We start from the raw sequence: 19,664 nt of genomic DNA on the forward strand, positions 1-19,664 counted from the left end.
CCACCGTATCGACCCCGACAAGCCGCAGATCCGGGAAGTACTCGCGCAGCACCCGTGCCACCCCGGCGGAGTGGCCGCCGGTGCCGACCGAGCAGACCAGCACGTCGATCCGGCCCAGCTGCGCCACCAGCTCCAGCGCCAGCGAACGGTAGGCCTCCCGGTTGTCGGGATTGCGGTACTGATCCGGGCACCACGCGGTGGGGTCATCGGCCAGCAGCTGCGCGACCCGGTCCCGGCGCGCCTGCTGCCAGCCGCCGACCGGATGCGGTTGGTCGACCAGCTCCACCCGCGCGCCGTAGGCGGCGAGCATGTGGCGCATCAACGGTTCCAGTCCCGGATCGGTGACGAGGGTGACGGGGTGACCGTGCACCATCCCCGCCAACGCGAGCCCAAGGCCGAGCGTGCCGCTGGTCGATTCGATGATCGGGGCGCCCGCGGCGAGCTCGCCACGTGCGGTGGCACGTTCGACCATGTGCAAGGCGGTGCGGTCTTTCATACCGCCCGGGTTGGCGCCCTCGAGTTTCGCCCAGAAACCGTGCCCGGCCGGTGCGAGCGGTTCGGTGATCCACAGGACAGGGGTGTTGCCGACCATCGTCGCGGGCCTCGGGCAGCGGTTCGCCGTGGTCAGCAGGGCGGCTGGGCTGAGGGTTTCGGTGCGGATGCGGGCAGCGGTGGGGTGCGAGGGGAGCGGCCGCCGGCCGGTGGATGTCTCGCCGGTGAGTGCGGCAGGAGGCAGGGCAGCGGACAGGGCAGCACTGTGCAGTGCAGAAGACATGGTGAACAGTCGATTCTGTGCGGTCGCTGATCGCAGCGAACAGGTGTGAGTGCGGAATGCACGAACACCGGCCGGCCCGGCAGCATCGGCCTGACGCTGACCGATCAGTTCCTGGCGATACAGAATCGGGTGAGTATCTCCCGGCCGCCGCGGGCCGGTACTGCGCCGGACGGCGGCGCCCGCACGCCATGGGCGAGCATGCCCGTCAGCGACAGCGCGACGATCAGCAGCGCAGCGAGCACCAGCAGGTCGAACAGGCTCACGCCGCTGCGTGGCAGCGTAGCGAGGACCGCTTCGCCGGGCAGATGCCGATCCGGGTCACCGGCATGCGGATGCGGGATCGCCAGCGCCCGCACCGCCTCGGGTGTCGCGATGCCAGGATCGGTCGATTCGATATGCGGATGCACGACCGCCGAGGGGTGAGTTGGGAACACATGGCATTCCGGCAGCGACATCGCGATCGACCACACCGCGAAAAGGAACGCGACAGCCACCCGGATACCCGGGGTACGTATCGCGCGGATGGTCACGTCTGCCGATAGTACAACCCTTCGGTGCGTCCGCGCCGGGCTCGCTAGCGGCGGCTGGAACCGGAGCGGCTGCCCGACCCGGAACGCCCGGAGCCGCTGCCCGAGCGGGTGCGACTGTCGGAACCGTCGCTCGAGGTGTGCTTCGGCACCTGAGTGGTGCCGGGGTAGGAGGAGCCGCCCGAATCCGGCTTCGGCGCCGGCGCGACGGTCGGCATCGGTGCGCTCTGGGTGGCCGCTCCCGGAATCACGCTTTTGGTGGTCGACGTGGCGGCCGGGCGGTCGGCGCAGGCGAGCCCGTCGTTCTTACCGTCGAGCTGATCGAGCTGGGTCGTGTAGCCGGCACTGCCGCGCCGCAACGGCGCCTTCCCGGCATCCCAGACCTGCTTGCAGTTCTGGTAGACCTGCGTGCTGGTGGCCGCCGCACCGTGCGAGGAATTCGACGATCGGCGTTTCTTACTCGAACCGCATCCACTCATCGACAGCACCAACACGGCTGCGAGCAACGCGCCGAGTATGACGAGCACAGGCCGGGACTTGACCATGATCGGCTCCCCCCAAAGGTTTTCGGATCAGGCGAACGTCAGCCAGTATCGACGACGCGTGCGCTTGCGGCAATATCGGCCACGCAGAGTACCGGCCCGGTGTTCGTCGCGGGCGGTGTGGATCCCGAGTGCTATGCCGATCAGCAACGCGAGCATCATCGCCGCGAGCAGCGCTATCGTCGTCATCGTTCACCTTCATGACCGGCCGGGCTCGACCATCCGGCGCCGAGGCGTTCCGGAAACCGCCGAGGGCAGGTCCGAGCTGCGGCGCGGTGATCGCCGCGCCGGTATTCGTCATCGCGCGAGAGGTGCTCGCGTTCACCCGTTCATCCACCCGGCTACCTGTGGTGTTACGTGTCGTCCCGCGTGTCGCGCACGCCCGCGTGTGGTGCCGGACAGTCGACGGTTTCGTCAGCGGGCGGACCGGTAGATCCGGCGGACGATGTCCTCGATCTCCGGTTCTTCGATGGACAGATCGCGCACCTCCGCCCGCGCCGAGACCGCGGCCAGAAGGGCGGCGGCGGTGGTGGTTTCGGCATCGAAGGCCAGCCGCTGCCGCACCCCGCCACCTTCGCTGGACACCAGCGTCGCGCCCGGCAGATCGCTCAGATCCGGGGTCGGTTCGGCCAGGTCCACCACCAGGACCCGCCGCGCGCCGACGGTCGCACCGAGACCGGCCAGCGTCCCGTCGTAGACCAGGCTGCCGTGATCGACGACCAGCACGCGATCGCAGAGCCGTTCGATATCACCCATATCGTGGGTGGTCAGCAGCAATGTGGTGCCGCGCTGGGTGCGTTCATCGCGCAAGAACTCACGCAACCGCTGTTTGGACAACACGTCCAGTCCGATGGTCGGCTCATCCAGGATCACCAGGTCCGGGGAGTGCAGCAACGCCGCCGCCACCTCGGCGCGCATGCGCTGGCCCAGCGACAGCTGACGCACGGGGGTGTCGAGGGTCTCGCCCATCTCCAGCTGCTCGACCAACTCGTGGGTGCGTTTGCGAGCGATCTCCGGCTCCAGCCGGTGGATCGCCGAGAGAATCGAAAACGATTCGCGCAGCGGCAGATCCCACCACAGCTGGGACCGCTGGCCGAAGACCACCCCGATCCGGCCGGCGAGTTGTCTGCGTTGGCGCACCGGCTCGAGACCGCAGGTCCGCACCTGCCCGGAGGTCGGCACCAGAATGCCGGTCAGCATCTTGATGGTGGTGGATTTGCCCGCGCCGTTGGCGCCGATGTAGCCGACCGCGGCGCCACGCTCGATCCGAAAGCTCATCCGGTCGACGGCGGTGAGCACTTCGCGACGTCTGCGCCAGCGGCCGCCGTCCTTGCGGCGCAGGACGAATTGCCGGGTCAGGTTGTCGATCTCGATGATCGGCTCGTCGTTCATCTAGCCTCCGCCTCCCTGGTAGTGCCTGGTGCCGAGCCGCCATGCGCCGAGCGCGATCAGCCACACCCACAGCGCGGCCAGCGGCGTGCACCAGGCGAGCCAGGCGGGCAGATAGGCCGGGCCGGGCACACCGAGCAGTGCGATGGCCGGCAGATAGGCGGTGAACGCGACCGGAATGGCGAAGCCGAACAGCAGCCGCAGCGGCGGCGGGAACACCGAGGCGGGCTGGGTGGCGGCGAAGACGCCGCCGTAGGTGAAGCTGTTGGTGAGTTCGGAGCCGTCGATCAGGTAGAACTGGCAGCCGGCCGCGCAGACGAACAGACCGCCGAACAGCGCGATGGCGCTCACCAGAGCCGTCACCAGCAGGATGATCGAACTCGGTGTCCAGTCGATGTCGTTGCGGGCCAACCCGATGATCAGCACCGCGATCGCGACGATCGCGCGGGCGAAGCGGCGCAGCGCGATATCACCGGTGATCAATTGCAGCAGTAGCGGTTGCGGACGCAGATGATAGGTGTCGAGGGTGCCGAGCCGGATCAGCGTCGGTAGCTGGTCGAGGTGCCCGAACAGCACCTGGGCCAGCGCGAACGCGGTGTTGCTCAATCCGAACAGCAGCAACGCGCCGTCCAGGTCGAGCCCACCGAGCACCCGTCCGCTGCCGAAGATCACCCAGACTTCGCCGAATTCGGCCAGCCCGAGCAGCAGCGAGCCGAACAGATCGCCGGCGAAGGAGAGCCGGTAGCTGCGCTGGGCGTCCAGGCGTGAACGCAGTACCGCACGATAGGGGGTGAGCCAGGTGCCCGCCGCGGCGCGATCACCCACCCTGCACCTCGAGTGTGCGTCGTCCGGCCCGAAGCAGCAGCCGGCCGAGCGCGCCGATAGCCACCACCCACAACAACTGGACGCCGACGACCTGGAGCGCATCGATCCCGAGCACCCGGCCCGACAGCACATCGACCGGGGCTTGCAGGATCGACGGAAATGGCGTGGCGTTCGCGACAGTGCGCAGCCAGTCGGGGAACGCGTGGATCGGTACGGCCAGACCGGCCAGGAACACTCCGCAGGTGCGGTGCAGGATTTCGATTCCGCGTGTCTCCACCACCCAGAAGCCGGTGGTGGCCACGGCGAACAAGCACAGGAACGACACCGCCACCGCCAGCATCACGCTGATCGAGCCCAGCAGATAGGGCCATGGTGCCGTCGGCATGGCCAGGCCGAAGGTGAGCGACCCGACCAGGATGCTCGGCACGCCGCGGGGTAGCAGAGTGCACACGGCGCGCCCCAGATCCGTTGCCAGATAGCCGAACTGCACGTCCACCGGGCGCAGGAAGTCGATCGCGATGTCGCCGGTTCGGATCCGTTCCCGCAATTCCGAATTCGGACCCATGAATTGGACGGCGCCGAGCAGGCCCTGCGATATCCACACGTAGGCGCCGATGCTCGCGGCGTCATAGCCGCCGAAACTGCCCGCGGCGCCGACCGCGGCCACCATCACCGCCGCACGGACGAACCCGAACACGCAATTGGTGAACAGCCCCGCGAACATGGCCGATTTGTACTGCCATTGCCGCCGGAAACCGGCCACCGCCAGATACCAGTACACCGCGGACGACCTGCGCATATCCAGCACAGTGGTGAGCACAGCGGAACCCCCTCCCGATGCCGAGGCACAAGCGTATGACTCTACCGGCCCTGTCGTTTCGATGGAAGTGAACCGGGGACCCTCATCGAGTTCGGCCGGATCAATCCGGGCGCCCGCGCAACTCCGCCGACCGCGACTCCACCTCGGTCCGCAGCGCGGCGAGCACCGCGCGAACCGCGTTGCTGCGCAACGACTCTTCGCGCGCCACCGACCAGTACGAAATTTCCGGATTGAATTCCTCGCGCAGCAGCCGGCGCAGTTCGGGACGCTCGTCGGCCAGATACACCGGCAGGATGCCGATTCCGGCGCCGACGACCGTCGCCTCGACATGAGCGAAGACACTGGTCGAACGCAGGCTGGTGGCCGGTTGTGGCAGTAGCTTGGCGGCCAGGTCCAATTCGTCGACCTGCAACACGGATTCGATGTAGTAGATCAAACGGTGATCGGCGAGATCGGCCAGCGTCGCCGGACTGCCGTGGCGCGACAGGTAGGTGTCACTGGCGTAGAGGCCGAGGTAGTAGTCGGTCAGAAAACGCGCGATGGCCCGGTGCACATCCGGCCTGCCCGCGACGATCTCCAGATCCACCCCCGACCGGTTCTGCCGCACCCGCCGGGTGGCGCTGATCAGCTCCACCGACAGCCGAGGATGGTTTTCTTGCAGCCGCGCCAACGCGGGGACGGCGAAGCGAACGGCGAATCCGTCCGAAGCCGCGATGCGCACCAGGCCGCTCACGCCATCGCGGACGGCCTGGGCCGGGGTGGCCAGCTGCTGCAAGGACCGTTCGATCTCCTCGGCGACGACCAAGGCGCCACGGCCCAATTCGGTGAGCTCCCAGCCGCCGGAGCCGCGCACCAGGACCCGGCCGCCCATGGCCTTCTCCAACGCTGCGATGCGCCGCGACGCCGTGGTCGAGTTCACTCCGAGCGCATCGGCGGCCGCGGAGAATTTGCCGAGCCGCGCGACGGCCAGCATGACCAGCAGATCATCGGGGTTGGGCTGGCCAGCGGCCATGTGTCGTCGCTCGGCGCTCATACGACGATCACACCACGGCGGCTGCAAATTTGCAGCACCTTGCTGCAAAAGTAGGGCTCGAACTGCATTGATATCCATGCGGTGGGTCCCATAGCGTGGCCTGCATCACTTATCTCACGCCAATCGACATCAGGATGGAGCTCGACGATGGCAACAATCGCGTGGATCGGCCTCGGCCATATGGGCCACCCCATGACGGCGAATCTGGTGGCCAAGGGCCACACCGTCCACGGCTTCGACCTGAGCGCCGACGCGCTCGCCGCGGCTGCCGAGAAAGGGGTGAAGCCCTGCGCGTCGATCGCGGAGGCAGTGCGGGGCGTCGATGCCGTCTTCACCATGCTGCCCAAGGGTGAAAACGTCCGTGCGGTCTATGAAGGCCCCGATGGGGTGCTCGCCCAGGCGGAATCGTCGGCGCTGCTGGTGGACAGCTCCACCATCGACATCGATACCGCTGCCGCCCTGCACGAGATGGCGCGCGCACAAGGATTCCGCTTCGTCGACGCCCCCGTTTCCGGCGGCATCAGCGGTGCCGCCGCCGCGACGCTGACGTTCATGCTCGGCGGTGAACCCGACGCCGTGGATGCCGCCGCCGAACTCGTCGAGCCGATGAGTCGCAACATCATTCGTACCGGCGGCGCCACCTCCGGCCAGGCGGCCAAGATCTGCAACAACATGATGCTGCTGATCAATTTGGCCGGCTGCGCCGAGGGCGCGGTGCTGGCCCAGCGGCTCGGGCTCGACCCGCAGGTGTTCTGGAACGTGGCCTCGGTGTCGTCGGCGGATTCGTGGGCGCTGCGCACCTGGTATCCGGTACCGGGGATCGTCGAAACATCCGCCGCCAACAACGGTTTCGATCCCACCTTCGCCGCGAGCCTGGCCAACAAGGACATCGGCCTCGCGCTGCGTGCCGGCGAATCCACCGGTACCCCGCTGCCGACGGCGAGCATCGTGGCCGGCCAGCTGCAAGACCTCGTCGACAGCGGCCTCGGCGACCGCGACTGCGCGCTGATCATCAAGCACATCGACGACACCATCGCCTGACCTTCCGAACCGAAAGACGCAGATCATGAACCGCATTCCGCATTACCTCAACGGCAAACGCATCGACACCGGTGCACGCACCGGCCCGGTCTTCGACCCCGCCACCGGCGCGCAGACGGCCGAGGTGGTCTTCGCCTCGGCGCCCGAGGTCGCCGACGCCGTCCGGATCGCCAAGAACGCCCTGCCGGGCTGGCGCGCCACCAGCCTCAGCAAGCGCTCCGATGTGTTCTTCCGGCTGCGCCACCTGATCGGCGAACGACGCGAGGAACTGGCCGGCATCATCTCCGCCGAACACGGCAAGACCGTCGCCGACGCGGTGGGCGAGATCGCCCGTGGTGTGGAGAACGTCGAATTCGTCGCCGGGCTCACGCATCTGCTCAAGGGCGACTACTCCGAGCAGGTTGCCGGTGGAGTCGACGTCCACCAGGTGAAACAGCCGGTCGGCGTGGTCGCCTGCATCACCCCGTTCAATTTCCCCGCGATGGTGCCGCTGTGGATGGTGTCCTCGGCCATCGCCTGCGGCAACACCGTCATCCTCAAGCCGAGCGAAAAGGATCCGTCGGCGGCGGTGTTCATCGCCGAACTGTTCAGCGAGGCAGGTCTGCCCGACGGCGTGCTGAATGTGGTGCACGGCGACAAGGAAGCCGTCGACGCGCTCATCGACGACAACGACGTCGCCGCGGTGAGTTTCGTCGGTTCCACGCCCATCGCCGAGGCGATCTACCGCCGCGCCTCCGACCGGGGCAAACGCGTGCAGGCCCTCGGCGGGGCGAAGAACCACATGGTGGTCATGCCCGACGCCGACCTCGACGCGGCCGCCGACGCCGCGGTGTCGGCGGCCTACGGTTCCGCCGGCGAGCGGTGCATGGCGGTGTCGGTGCTGGTCGCTGTCGGTGAGGTGGCCGACCCGCTGATCGACAAGATCGCCGACCGGGTGCGGGCCCTGCGGATCGGGCCCGGTTCGGATCCGGCCTCGGAGATGGGACCGCTGATCACCCGCGAAGCCAGGGACCGGGTCGCCGGCTACGTGGCAGGCGCGGCAGCCGAGGGCGCGAAGGTCGTGGTCGACGGCCGTGAGCAGGTGTTCGACTCCGACGGCTTCTTCATCGGCGTCAGCCTGATCGACGAGGTCCGGCCCGGCATGAAGGTCTACGACGACGAGATCTTCGGCCCGGTCCTCGCCGTCGTGCGCGTCGGCAGCTACCAGGAAGCCGTCGACCTGGTCAACGACAACTACTACGGCAACGGCGTCGCCATCTTCACCCGCGACGGCAAGTCCGCCCGCCAGTTCGAGTTCGACGTCGAGGTCGGCATGGTCGGCGTCAACGTCCCGATCCCGGTCCCGATCGGCGCCTACTCCTTCGGCGGCTGGAAGAAGTCGTTGTTCGGCGACACCCACATCTACGGCCCGGAAAGCATCCATTTCTACACTCGCAGCAAGGTCGTCACGACGCGCTGGCCCGAGCCATCGGAGAGCCAGATCAATCTCGGGTTCCCCACTAACGCCTGATCCAGTGCACACCGTCGGCCCGCCGGAGTCCTCCGGCGGGCCGCATTCGTCGATGCGGACGAGGGAGCGGGGATGCCCGACCGGGTGTGCTGGCAAACCCTCGGAGTCTTTCCGGAAAACGATGAGTTCCGGCTATCACGAATGCGTAGTGCCCACACCCGGCATCGGTGACGGTATGCAGGCAAGCGCCTTCGCGCCCGGGCTCGAACCGGTCGGCGCAGGGCGGATTGCGGTGAATTCGCGCATCTGTTGCGAGGCGCCGATTCAGCTGGCAGGCTGACAGCCAGCGCGAAACTGGACGGACGTCCTGCGGCTGGTACAGCGAAGAAAGATTTTGGGTGAGTAATGATTTCGTCTTCTCGAGGATGGGAAGTAAGGCACTCGCCGCACACCTGGACCCGCCTTATATTCACAGCGTTGCCATCACGCTGCAACGGTGTGGAAGAAGATTGGGTGAACAGCTCGGTAACTCCCGAGCAACCTATTGCGGCGTGAACCGCCGCCTGCTGCCGGGCGAACGCGACCGGCAAGGGCGCAGAGCCCGATTCGTAGCGCAGCGAGTGCGCCGCAGAACCCCGAGCGTTCTGCCGAAACCTTGACTTGACGACCGGCTGCCGACGGACGGCCGGTCGAGTGGCCGCCCGCAGCGGGCGGCAAGTCGGACCCCGCTGGTCACTACGCCCGCGTCGCCGTGTGCGACGACGGGCTCTTTCGCCGACCCCGAAAAACCCTGGATGTGAGACGTGGACACGAGCACTGGTGATTCGTCCGACCGCATGTTGGCGTACCTCAAGAAGGTCACCGTCGAACTCATGACGACTCGCGACGACTTGACCCAGTTGCGGGAGCGGATCGATGAGCCGATCGCCATCGTCGGAATGAGCTGCCGGTATCCGGGCGGGGTCGAAACGCCGGATCAGCTGTGGGAACTGGTCGCCACCGAGCAGGACGCGGTGGGCGGATTCCCCTCCGATCGGGGCTGGGATCTGGACGCGTTGTTCGATCCGGACCCGGATCGGTTCGGCAAGGTCTACACCCGCGAGGGCGGTTTCCTGCGTGGCGTCGGTGATTTCGACGCGGGGTTTTTCGGGATCGGTCCGCGTGAGGCGTCGGCGATGGATCCGCAGCAGCGGTTGTTGCTGGAGGCGTCGTGGGAGGCGCTCGAGCACGCCGGGATCGATCCGGCGTCGTTGCGCGGCAGCGACGCCGGTGTCTTCGCCGGTGTGATGTACGAGGACTACGAACACACCGCACGTGCCGCGGGGCCCGTCGCCGAAGGTTACGCCGGTATCGGCTCGACCGGCAGCGTGGTGTCGGGCCGGGTGGCCTACAGCCTCGGTTTGGAGGGTCCCGCGGTATCGATCGATACCGCCTGCTCGTCGTCATTGGTCGCGATCCATTTGGCCTGTCAGGCGTTGCGGCGTGGCGAGACATCGTTGGCGCTGGCAGGTGGTGTGACGGTGATGTCGACGCCTTTTCTCTTCATCGAGTTCTCCCGCCAGCGCGGGTTGTCCCGGGACGGGCGCTGCAAGGCGTTCTCGGCCGCCGCCGACGGGGTCGGTTGGGCCGAGGGCGTCGGGGTGCTGGCCTTGGAGCGGTTGTCGGATGCGCGCCGGCTCGGTCATGAGGTGTTGGCGGTGATTCGTGGTTCGGCGGTGAATCAGGATGGTGCGTCGAATGGTTTGACCGCGCCGAACGGTCCGTCGCAGGAGCGGGTGATCGCAGCGGCGCTGGCGGCGGCGGGATTGACCCCGGCGGACGTGGACGCGGTGGAAGCGCACGGCACCGGCACGACACTCGGCGACCCCATCGAGGCGCAAGCCCTGCTCGCCGCCTACGGGCAGGACCGCGAGCAGCCACTACAACTGGGCACCTTGAAGTCGAATATCGGGCACGCCCAGGCCGCCGCCGGGGTCGGGGGCGTGATCAAGATGGTGCAGGCGTTGCGGCATGAGGTGTTGCCGCGGACGTTGCATGTGGATGCGCCGTCGCCGCATGTGGATTGGTCGGCGGGTGCGGTGCGGTTGTTGACCGAGGCGCGGGCGTGGCCGGTGGGGGAGCGGGTGCGCCGGGCGGGGGTGTCGTCGTTCGGGATCAGCGGCACCAACGCCCACCTCATCATCGAGGAGGCGGCGCCGCAGCCCACCCCGGCCGACGCCACCGGCGACGGCCCGGCGGTGACGATGGCCGCTCCGCCCCTGGTGGTGTCGGCGAAAACCGACGACGCGCTGCGCGCGCAGGCCGCGCGGTTGCGTCAGTGGCTGATCGAGCACCCGGATTCCGAGCTGTGGGACGTGGCGCACACGTTGAACGAGCACCGCACCCGGTGGCCTCGGCGCGGTGCGGTCGTCGGTGCCGATCGTGACCAGCTGCTCGCGGGTCTGGCGGGTCTCGCACAGGGCGTGCCGGGGCCGGGCGTCACGTTCGGTGCCGCCGAACCGGGCCCGACCGCGATGTTGTTCACCGGTCAGGGCGCACAGCGGGTGGGGATGGGCGCCGAGCTGTATGCCGCGTTCCCGGTCTTCGCCGAAGCGCTGGACGAGGTGTGCGCGCATTTCGACGAACTACTCGGTGGGTCGCTGCGCGAAGTGATGTTCGCCGACCCGGCGGGTGTGCTGGACCGCACGGAGTGGACGCAACCGGCGTTGTTCGCCTTCGAGGTCGCTGCCTTCCGACTCGCCGAATCCTTCGGCGTCGTCGCGGACGTGCTGGCGGGCCACTCGATCGGCGAGTTGGTCGCCGCGTACCTGGGCGGCGTCTGGACGCTGCGGGACGCGTGTGCGCTGGTGGCGGCGCGCGGGCGGCTGATGGGTGCGTTGCCCGCGGGCGGAGCGATGCTCGCCGCGGCGACCACCGAGCAGCGGGCCGTCGAGCTGATCGGCGAGTTCGGCGATCAGCTCGCGATCGCGGCAGTTAATGGTCCCGCGTCGGTGGTGCTCTCCGGCGCCGACGATGCCGTCGACGCCGCCGAGGCACGGTTGACCGGCGACGGCGTCAAGACCTCCCGGCTGCGGGTGAGCCATGCGTTCCATTCGGCGCGGATGGATCCGATGCTGGCCGAGTTCCGCGCCACCGCACAGGGATTGACCTACCGCATGCCCGACCGCGCGGTGATCTCGAATGTCACCGGCACGCGGGCCGGTAGCGAGCTGACCGACCCGGACTACTGGGTGCGGCAGTTGCGCGGCACGGTGCGCTTCGCCGCCGGGATCGACACGCTCTTCGCCGAGGGCGTCAGGCGTTTCATCGAAGTGGGCCCGGACGCGGTGCTCACCGCGATGACCGGGCAATGCCTGGCCGAGTACGCAGGCGATGACGTGCGCACACTGGTCACCGCGGCGTCCAGGCGCTCCGCCGATGAGCTCACCCAGTACATGACGATGCTGGCCGAGGCGTACGCCGGTGGCATCGACGTGGATTGGCGGCCACTGTTCACCGGCCGCGCCCCGGCCCGGGTCTCGTTGCCGACGTACCCGTTCCAGCGGCAGCGTTACTGGTTGCAGCCCTTGGCCGGTGGTGGTTCCACTGGTTCGTCGGACCATCCGGTGCTGACCGGCGTCGTGCCGTTGGCCGGTAAGGACGAATGGCTGTTCACCGGGCGTCTGTCGCAGGCCACCCATCCGTGGGTGGCCGATCACGCGGTGTTCGGTTCGGTGCTGCTGCCCGCGACCGGATTCGTGGAACTGGCGGTGACGGCGGGCGCGCACCTCGATGCGGCCCTGGTCGAAGAGCTCCTGCTGGAAGCGCCGCTGCTGCTCGAACCCGGCGTCACCGTCGATCTCCAGGTAGCTGTCGAGCCCGCCGACGAGAATGGGCGGCGCCGCTTCGTCATCTATTCCCGTCGCGCCGGCGACGACACCGGGGCGGACGCCGAATGGGTCGCGCATGCCAACGGTGTGCTGGCCGTGCCCACCGGGGAACTGCCGAGCTGGATCGACGCCGAACACGACGGCGCGGACGGGGATTCCTGGCTGCCCGTCGAGGCGGAGCCGGTACCTCATGAGGGTCTCTATGACCGCCTCGCGGATCTGGGCTTCGGCTACGGCCGCACCTTCCGCGGCGTTACCGGGATCTGGCGAGCCGGTGTCGATCTGTTCGCCGAGGTGGCGCTGCCGGTCGACGACGATGCCGTGGCCCAGGCGTTCGGCATGCATCCCGCCGTGCTCGATGCCGCGTTCCATCCCGCGATCACGCAGATGGCCGCCGATATGCCCGCGGGCAAGCTACCGTTGCCGTTCTCTTTCGGCGGTGTCCGCCGCTATCAGACGGGAGCGCACGCGGTCCGGGTCCGGCTCGAACGCTCGGGGGCGGGCCGGATCCGGGTCTTCGCCGCCGACGCGAACGGCGATCCGGTGCTGAGCATCGATGCCCTCGCCGCCCGGCCGGTGGACTCGGACGTGCTCGCCGAGGTACGTGGCAGCCGCGCGTCGCTGTCGGACATCGAGTGGACGCCGCTGGCCTCGAACACCGCCACGACCACGGCCGCGGTCGCCGTGCTCGGCTCGGCCTCGGTAGCGGGTGCCACCCGGGTGGCGAGTGGACCGGCCGGACTGCCGGCCGAGGAGCCGCTGCCGGAGATCGTCGTCTGGTCGCCGGCGGACGGTGACGAGGGTGACGACCTCCCGTCGCGGGCGCACGCCCGAGTGCGCTCGACGGCCGCGCTGCTGCGTGCCTGGCAGTCCGACAGCCGGTCCGGCCAGAGCCGGCTGGTGGTGTTGACGCGCAACGCGATCGGTCTACCGGGACAGACGCCGGATCCGGCGGACGCCGCGGTCTGGGGACTGGTGCGCAGTGCGCAGTTCGAGTCGCCGGACCGGTTCGTCCTGCTCGACGCCGATGCGGAGCCGTCGGCCGAACTCGTCGCCGCGGCGGTCGATTCGGCCGAAACACAACTTGTGCTGCGCGCGGGCGGGCTGCTGGTCCCGCGCCTGCGGCGGCAGACGCGGTCGACCCCGGCCGGGCCGTCCGCGTTCGGTGACGGTGCGGTCCTGATCACCGGCGGCACCAGCGGTCTCGGCGCGGAAACCGCACGCCACACCGTCGGGGCATATGGGGTGCGGCGAGTGCTGCTGGTATCGCGGCGCGGTGCGGCCGCGGCGGGCGTGGGTGAACTGGTCGACGAATTGACGCGATCGGGCGCGCGGGTGCGCGTCGAGGCCTGCGATGTCAGCGACCGTGCGGCGGTCGCGGCGCTGCTCGACGGACTGCCAGCGGATTTCGTTCCGAGCGCGGTGATCCATTCGGCCGGGCTGGTCGACGACGCCACCATCGAGACCCTGACCGACGAGCAGATCGACCGGGTGCTCGCCGCGAAGTCGGACGCCGCGTGGCATCTGCACGAACTCACCGGCGAACTATCGGCCTTCGTGCTGTTCTCCTCGCTCGCCGGCGCGGTCGGTACCCCGGGTCAGGCCAACTACGCCGCGGCCAACGCCTTCCTGGACGCGCTGGCCGCGCGCCGGCATGCGGCGGGACAGCCCGCGGTGTCGATCGCCTGGGGCCCATGGCATCAGGGCATCGGCATGACCAGCGCGCTCGACGCCGCGGCGATGGCGCGGATGGGACGTCTCGGAGTGCGGCCATTGGCGAGCGCCGACGGCCTCGCCCTGTTCGATCGGGCCTTGGCGGCGTCGGCGCCCGCGGTACTCGCCACCGAATTCGATCTCGAAGCCCTGACCGTCCAGGCCCGTGACGGCGCATTGCCACCGGTACTTCGTTCCCTCGTGACGGTGCCCGCGCGCCGGGCCACGGACACCAACGGCGCACTCACTCGGACGCTGGCCGCCGCGCCCGCCGCCGAGCATGCGCAGATCGTGCTCGGGTTGGTCCGTGCCCAGGTCGCCGAGGTGCTCGGGCACATCTCCGGGGAGGCGATCGATCCGGCCGTCCCGTTCACCGAACTCGGGTTCGACTCCTTGGCCGGCGTGGAGTTCCGTAATCGGCTCACCAAGGTCACCGGCGTGCAGTTGCCGGCCACGCTGGTCTTCGACCACCCGACCGCGGCCGCGGTCGCGGAATTCATCCGGACCCGGATCGCGGCGGCCACCGACACCACCCGTGCTCCCCGAGCGACCCGCCGGGTGCGCACCGACGAGCCCATCGCCATCGTCGGCATGAGCTGCCGCTACCCGGGGGGCATCGACTCACCCCAGGGTCTGTGGGATCTCGTCGCCGCCGGCGCGGACGCGATCGGCGCCTTCCCGACCGATCGCGGCTGGGATCTGGAACGGCTGTTCCACCCGGACCCGGGTAACTCCGGCACCTCCTACCTGGACAAGGGCGGATTCCTCACCGGCATCGGTGATTTCGACGCGGGGTTCTTCGGGATCGGTCCGCGTGAGGCGTCGGCGATGGATCCGCAGCAGCGGTTGTTGCTGGAGGCGTCGTGGGAGGCGCTCGAGCATGCCGGGATCGATCCTGCGTCGCTGCGCGGCACCGACGCAGGCGTGTTCACCGGCGTCTCCTATCAGGACTACGAGGAGATCGCCAAGGCCGCGGGCGCGGCCGCCGAGGGGTATGTCGGTACCGGTTCCACGAGCAGTGTGCTGTCGGGGCGGGTGGCCTACACCTTCGGCCTCGAAGGCCCGGCGATCACCGTGGACACCGCGTGCTCGTCGTCGCTGGTGGCCATGCACCTGGCCTGCCAGGCGCTGCGGCAGGGGGAGACCTCGCTGGTGCTCGCCGGTGGCGCGCAGGTGATGTCGACGCCGTTCATGTTCGTCGAGTTCTCGCGCCAGCGCGGGTTGTCGAGGGACGGGCGCTGTAAGGCGTTCTCGGCGTCGGCCGATGGTGTGGGCTGGGCCGAGGGCGTCGGTGTGCTTGTGCTGGAGCGGTTGTCGGATGCGCGGCGGCTCGGTCATGAGGTGTTGGCGGTGATTCGTGGTTCGGCGGTGAATCAGGATGGTGCGTCGAATGGTTTGACCGCGCCGAATGGTCCGTCGCAGGAGCGGGTGATCCGGTCGGCGTTGGCGGCGGCGGGATTGTCGCCTGCGGATGTGGACGCGGTCGAGGCGCACGGGACCGGTACCCCGCTGGGGGATCCGATCGAGGCGCAGGCCCTCATCGCCACCTACGGCCAGGAACGCACACAACCGCTATGGGTCGGTTCCCTGAAATCGAATATCGGGCATGCACAGGCCGCCGCCGGCGTCGGGGGCGTGATCAAACTGGTGCAGGCCTTGCGGCATGAGCTGTTGCCGCGGACGTTGCATGTGGATGCGCCCTCGCCGCATGTGGATTGGTCGGCGGGCAACGTGCGGCTGCTCACCGACGACCTGCGGTGGCCCGCCTCGATGGAACGGGTGCGGCGCGCCGGGATCTCGGCGTTCGGGATCAGCGGCACCAATGCCCACCTCATCATCGAGGAAGCACCGGCAGGCGACCTCGGCCGCGTCGCGTCGGCCCCGCAGCCGGCCGGGTCCGTGCCGATGCCGGTGCTGCTGTCGGCCAAGACCGATGCGGCGTTGCGCGGACAGGCCGCGCGACTGCGCGAGTGGCTGCTGGCGAACCCGGAGGCCGACCTCGCGGATGTCGCGCATGCCCTGCTGACCACTCGTACCCGCTTCGATCGGCGCGCGGCGGTGATCGCGGGCGAGCGCGCGAGTGTGCTCGCCGGACTCGCCGATCTGGCGTCGGGCCTCGCGTCACCGGACGTCACCGAGGGCGCGCCGGTCGGCGGCAAGACCGCTTTCCTGTTCACCGGCCAGGGCGCGCAACGCATCGGGATGGGCGCCGGGCTGTACGCGAGTTTCCCGGTATTCGCCGCGGCCTTCGACGAACTGTGTGCCGAATTCGACGCGCTACTGGAGTTCCCGTCGCCGGAGCTCACGCTCGCCGACATCGTCTTCGGCACCGCCGGCCCGGATCTGCTGCACCGCACCGAATACACCCAGCCCGCCTTGTTCACCCACGAGGTCGCGCTGCTCCGTTTGATCGAGTCGTTCGGCATCACCCCCGATGTACTGATCGGCCATTCCATCGGCGAGCTGGTCGCCGCATACGTCGCGGGAATGTGGTCGACAGAGGATGCGTGCGCGCTGGTCGCCGCACGCGGACGCCTGATGGGAGCACTGCCGGCGGGCGGGGCGATGCTGGCCGTCGCGATGTCGGAGCAGCAGGCCGAGGCCGCCATCGACGGATTCGGCACCCGCCTGTCGATCGCCGCGGTGAACGGGCCGGCCGCGACGGTCGTCTCCGGCGCCGCCGACGCCGTCGCCGAACTGGAGCGCACCCTGGTGTCGGCGGGAATCACGACGACGCGGCTGCGGGTCGGCCACGCGTTCCATTCGACGCTGATGGAGCCGATGCTGCCGGAATTCGAGGCGCTGGCCGCTTCGCTGGACTACGGCCGACCGCTGTTGCCGGTGATCTCCAATGTCTTCGGCGTCGTCGGCGGCGAGGCCTTCGCCGATTCGCTGTACTGGGCCGGGCACGTGCGCGACACCGTCCGCTACGCCGCGGGGGTCGACAGTCTGGTGCAGCTGGGCGTCCGGCGATTCATCGAGGTCGGCCCCGACGCCGTGCTCAGCGCGATGACCCGGCAGTGTCTGCCCGCTGAGCTCGAGACGCGGGCGCTGGTCACCGCGGCGAGCCGGCGCGGCACCGACGAGGTGATCCAGTTCCTGACCATGCTCGCCCAGGCACACAATGCCGGGCTCGAGGTGGACTGGGCGCCGGTGCTCGGTGGACGGGAACCCGCCAGGATCGACCTGCCGACCTACGCGTTCCAGCGCAGCCGTTACTGGCTCGAGGTGGACCACGCGATCACGGCCGGGGGCCTCGGCCACCCGATCGTGTCGGGCCTGGTGCCGGTCGCGGGTAAGGACGAGTGGCTGGGTAGCGGCAAGCTGTCGCTCACCCGTCACCCATGGGTGGCCGACCACGTGGTGTTCGGTACTCCGGTGGTGCCTGCCACCACATACCTGGAACTTACCTCGGCCATCGGGGTGCGCCTCGGGCTGCCGGTCGTGGAACAGATGCGGCTCGATATCCCGCTGCCACTGGGGGAGCGAGCGGTCGACCTGCAGGTCGCCGTCGGCGCGGCCGGACCCGATGGCAGCCGCGAATTCACCGTCTACTCCCGTGCCGAGGATCAGGCCGACCCCGATACCTGGGTGCCACATGCCACCGGTGTGCTCGCCGCGGAATCGAGCAGCGACACCGAGACCGGCTGGGACCGGAGTTGGCCGCCCGAGGACGCGCACCCGCTCGACGTCGCGGCCCTCTACGAGCGGATCGCCGAACTGGGAATGGCATATGGCCCGGCGTTTCGCGGCGTGCATGCCCTGTGGCGGCGTGGCGATGAGGTCTACGCGGAGGTGTCGCTCGACGCGGCCACTTCCGCCAACGCCGCCGGTTACGGCATTCATCCGGCCTTGTTCGATGCCTGCCTGCACCCCGCGCTCGACTTCATCATGGACGAGCTCGCCCCCGGGCGCGTGCCGCTTCCGGTATCGGTCGGTGATCTGCGTCTGGCCCGGACCGGTTCGGGACCGGTGCGCCTGCGCGCTGTCATGCTGGGCGGCAACCGTATTCGCCTGGACGCGGTGGACGAATCCGGTACGGCCGTAGTGAGCGCGGGCTCGTTGGAGGTGCATCCGGTCGAGCGACGGACCGTGGAGCGGGTGCGCGCGAACGCGGCGCTGGTGCCGTTGCACGCCGTGGAGTGGTTGTCGCTGCCGCCCGTGGCCGCGGTGTCGACGGCGTCGATGGCCGTGCTCGGCGCCGGCGTCGTGCCCGGCATCGAGACTCGGTTCGACGGGGTGGCCGCACTGGCCGCGGCCGAGTCGCTCCCGGACGCCGTCGTCTGGGCCGTCGACGACGCCGAGTCCGCCCCGGCGCAGCTGCCGTCGGCCGCTCACCGGGCCGTCGAAGACGCTCTCGTCCTGCTGCGTTCGTGGCTGGCCGAACCGGCGCTCACCGATTCCCGGCTGGTCGTGCTGACCCGCGAAGCCCTCGGCGTGCCAGGGGAATCGCCCGATCCGGTGGCGGCAGCGGTCGCCGGACTGGTACGCAGCGTGCAGGCTGAACACCCGGGTCGCATCGTCCTGGTGGACCACGACGGCCGGATCGACGCCACCATCGTGGCGTCGGTGCCCGACGAACCTCAGGTCGCGGTGCGAGCGGGCCGCTTCACCGCGCCGCGATTGCGCCGGGAAACCGCGGGACCGCTGGGCGAACTCGCGTTCGGCACCGGGACGGTCCTGGTGACCGGTGGGACCAGCGGCCTCGGTGCGCTCGCGGCCAGGCAGCTGGCGACCCGGCACGGAGTACGCAGGCTGCTGCTGGTCTCGCGACAGGGCCCATCCGCCGCCGGCGCGGCCGAACTGGTGTCGGAGCTGACGAGTCTCGGCGTCGAGGTGCAGATCGCCGCGGCCGATGTCGCCGATCGCGCGGCGCTGACCGAGTTGCTGGCGAACCTGCCTGAGCAATACCCGCTGACCGGCGTCGTGCATGCGGCGGGCGTGGTCGATGACGGCACCGTCGAGACATTGACCGGACACCAGCTGCATCGCGTCCTGCGTCCGAAAGTGGACGGCACCTGGTTGCTGCACGAACTCACAAGCACCGCCGAACTCTCGGCCTTCGTGGTGTTCTCGTCGGTCGCCGGGCTCGCCGGCGCTCCCGGCCAGGGCAACTACGCCGCGGGCAACGCTTTCGCCGACGCGGTGGCCCGGCTGCGGCGAGCCACCGGACTGCCCGCCACGTCGATCGCCTGGGGGCCATGGCACGCGGGCACCGGGATGACCGCCGAACTGGGCGAAGCCGGCTTGGAACGGTTGCGGCGGCTCGGGTTCCGCGCGCTGGGCGAGACCACCGGGCTCGCACTGTTCGATGCGGCCATGACCGCGGCGGAGCCGCTGGTGGTGGCGGCGGATTTCGATCCGGCCGGGCTGGCCGAACAGGCCGAACTCGGCAGCTTGCCGCGGGTTCTCGGCTCGCTGGCGCCCACGCGGACCCGCACCAGGAATTCGGTCGCTCCGGTCGGCCGGTTGGCGGCCGCGTCGCCGGCCGAACGTGCCGAGGTGGCGTTGGCGGTGGTGCGTGAGCAGGCGGCCGCGGTGCTCGGACACGCGGGGGCGGGCGCCATCGATGCCGAGACCGCCTTCACGGATATGGGTTTCGACTCGTTGGCCGGCGTCGAATTCCGCAATCGGCTGGCCAAGGCCACCGGCCTGACGTTGCCGTCCACCCTGGTGTTCG

11 protein-coding genes are annotated in these 19,664 nt (G+C 69.3%); 3 read left to right on the forward strand and 8 right to left on the reverse strand.

Annotated features, from left to right (window positions below; genetic code table 11):
* The 8 genes from RJ05_RS10205 to RJ05_RS10235 all read right to left on the reverse strand — a co-directional run.
* The coding region (locus RJ05_RS10205; protein ID WP_255220928.1) for a PLP-dependent cysteine synthase family protein at positions 1-592 on the reverse strand (592 nt) is incomplete at its 3' end.
* Positions 593-879: 287 nt separating this feature from the next.
* Positions 880-1,305, reverse strand: coding sequence for a putative copper homeostasis (lipo)protein LpqS (gene lpqS, locus RJ05_RS10210; protein WP_036536073.1), 426 nt, complete (start codon positions 1,303-1,305; stop codon positions 880-882).
* Between the two features lie 44 nt (positions 1,306-1,349).
* The gene (locus RJ05_RS31870) at positions 1,350-1,847 is read right to left on the reverse strand and encodes an excalibur calcium-binding domain-containing protein (RefSeq protein WP_051016408.1); all 498 of its coding nucleotides are present in this window, start codon (positions 1,845-1,847) and stop codon (positions 1,350-1,352) included.
* 27 nt (positions 1,848-1,874) lie between these two features.
* Positions 1,875-2,033, reverse strand: a complete 159-nt coding sequence (locus RJ05_RS30800; RefSeq protein ID WP_156090816.1) for a hypothetical protein — start codon at positions 2,031-2,033, stop codon at positions 1,875-1,877.
* Between the two features lie 225 nt (positions 2,034-2,258).
* Positions 2,259-3,236: an ABC transporter ATP-binding protein gene (locus tag RJ05_RS10220; protein ID WP_036536074.1), complete on the reverse strand. Its 978-nt coding sequence runs from the start codon at positions 3,234-3,236 to the stop codon at positions 2,259-2,261.
* A complete protein-coding gene (locus RJ05_RS10225; RefSeq protein WP_036536076.1) occupies positions 3,237-4,058 on the reverse strand; it encodes an ABC transporter permease in 822 nt (273 codons plus the stop codon). It lies immediately after the preceding gene.
* Positions 4,051-4,857, reverse strand: coding sequence for an ABC transporter permease (locus tag RJ05_RS10230; protein ID WP_036536095.1), 807 nt, complete (start codon positions 4,855-4,857; stop codon positions 4,051-4,053). Before RJ05_RS10230 ends, RJ05_RS10225 begins: the two co-directional genes overlap by 8 nt.
* 121 nt (positions 4,858-4,978) lie before the next feature.
* Positions 4,979-5,890 (reverse strand): LysR family transcriptional regulator, encoded by a 912-nt coding sequence (locus RJ05_RS10235; protein ID WP_036536078.1) that lies wholly within the window; start codon positions 5,888-5,890, stop codon positions 4,979-4,981.
* Positions 5,891-6,058: 168 nt separating this feature from the next.
* On the opposite strand from RJ05_RS10235, the gene mmsB reads away from it, so the two are divergent.
* The 3 genes from mmsB to RJ05_RS31875 all read left to right on the forward strand — a co-directional run.
* A complete protein-coding gene (gene mmsB, locus RJ05_RS10240) occupies positions 6,059-6,952 on the forward strand; it encodes a 3-hydroxyisobutyrate dehydrogenase (protein WP_036536080.1) in 894 nt (297 codons plus the stop codon).
* Positions 6,953-6,977: 25 nt separating this feature from the next.
* Positions 6,978-8,462, forward strand: a complete 1,485-nt coding sequence (locus tag RJ05_RS10245; RefSeq protein WP_036536091.1) for a CoA-acylating methylmalonate-semialdehyde dehydrogenase — start codon at positions 6,978-6,980, stop codon at positions 8,460-8,462.
* Positions 8,463-9,205: 743 nt separating this feature from the next.
* Positions 9,206-19,664: type I polyketide synthase (locus RJ05_RS31875; RefSeq protein ID WP_081597266.1), on the forward strand; the 10,459-nt coding region annotated here is incomplete at its 3' end.

This window comes from Nocardia cyriacigeorgica NBRC 100375 (genome assembly GCF_000308555.1).
Lineage (GTDB): Bacteria > Actinomycetota > Actinomycetes > Mycobacteriales > Mycobacteriaceae > Nocardia > Nocardia cyriacigeorgica.

Bases quoted from the DNA above. Each gene is read 5' to 3' on its own strand.
- RJ05_RS31870 (WP_051016408.1), bottom strand. From the start codon at position 1,847: ATGGTCAAGTCCCGGCCTGTGCTCGTCATACTCGGCGCGTTGCTCGCA.
- RJ05_RS30800 (WP_156090816.1), bottom strand. From the start codon at position 2,033: ATGACGACGATAGCGCTGCTCGCGGCGATGATGCTCGCGTTGCTGATC.
- RJ05_RS10220 (WP_036536074.1), bottom strand. From the start codon at position 3,236: ATGAACGACGAGCCGATCATCGAGATCGACAACCTGACCCGGCAATTC.
- RJ05_RS10230 (WP_036536095.1), bottom strand. From the start codon at position 4,857: ATGCGCAGGTCGTCCGCGGTGTACTGGTATCTGGCGGTGGCCGGTTTC.
- RJ05_RS10235 (WP_036536078.1), bottom strand. From the start codon at position 5,890: ATGGCCGCTGGCCAGCCCAACCCCGATGATCTGCTGGTCATGCTGGCC.
- mmsB (WP_036536080.1), top strand. From the start codon at position 6,059: ATGGCAACAATCGCGTGGATCGGCCTCGGCCATATGGGCCACCCCATG.
- RJ05_RS10245 (WP_036536091.1), top strand. From the start codon at position 6,978: ATGAACCGCATTCCGCATTACCTCAACGGCAAACGCATCGACACCGGT.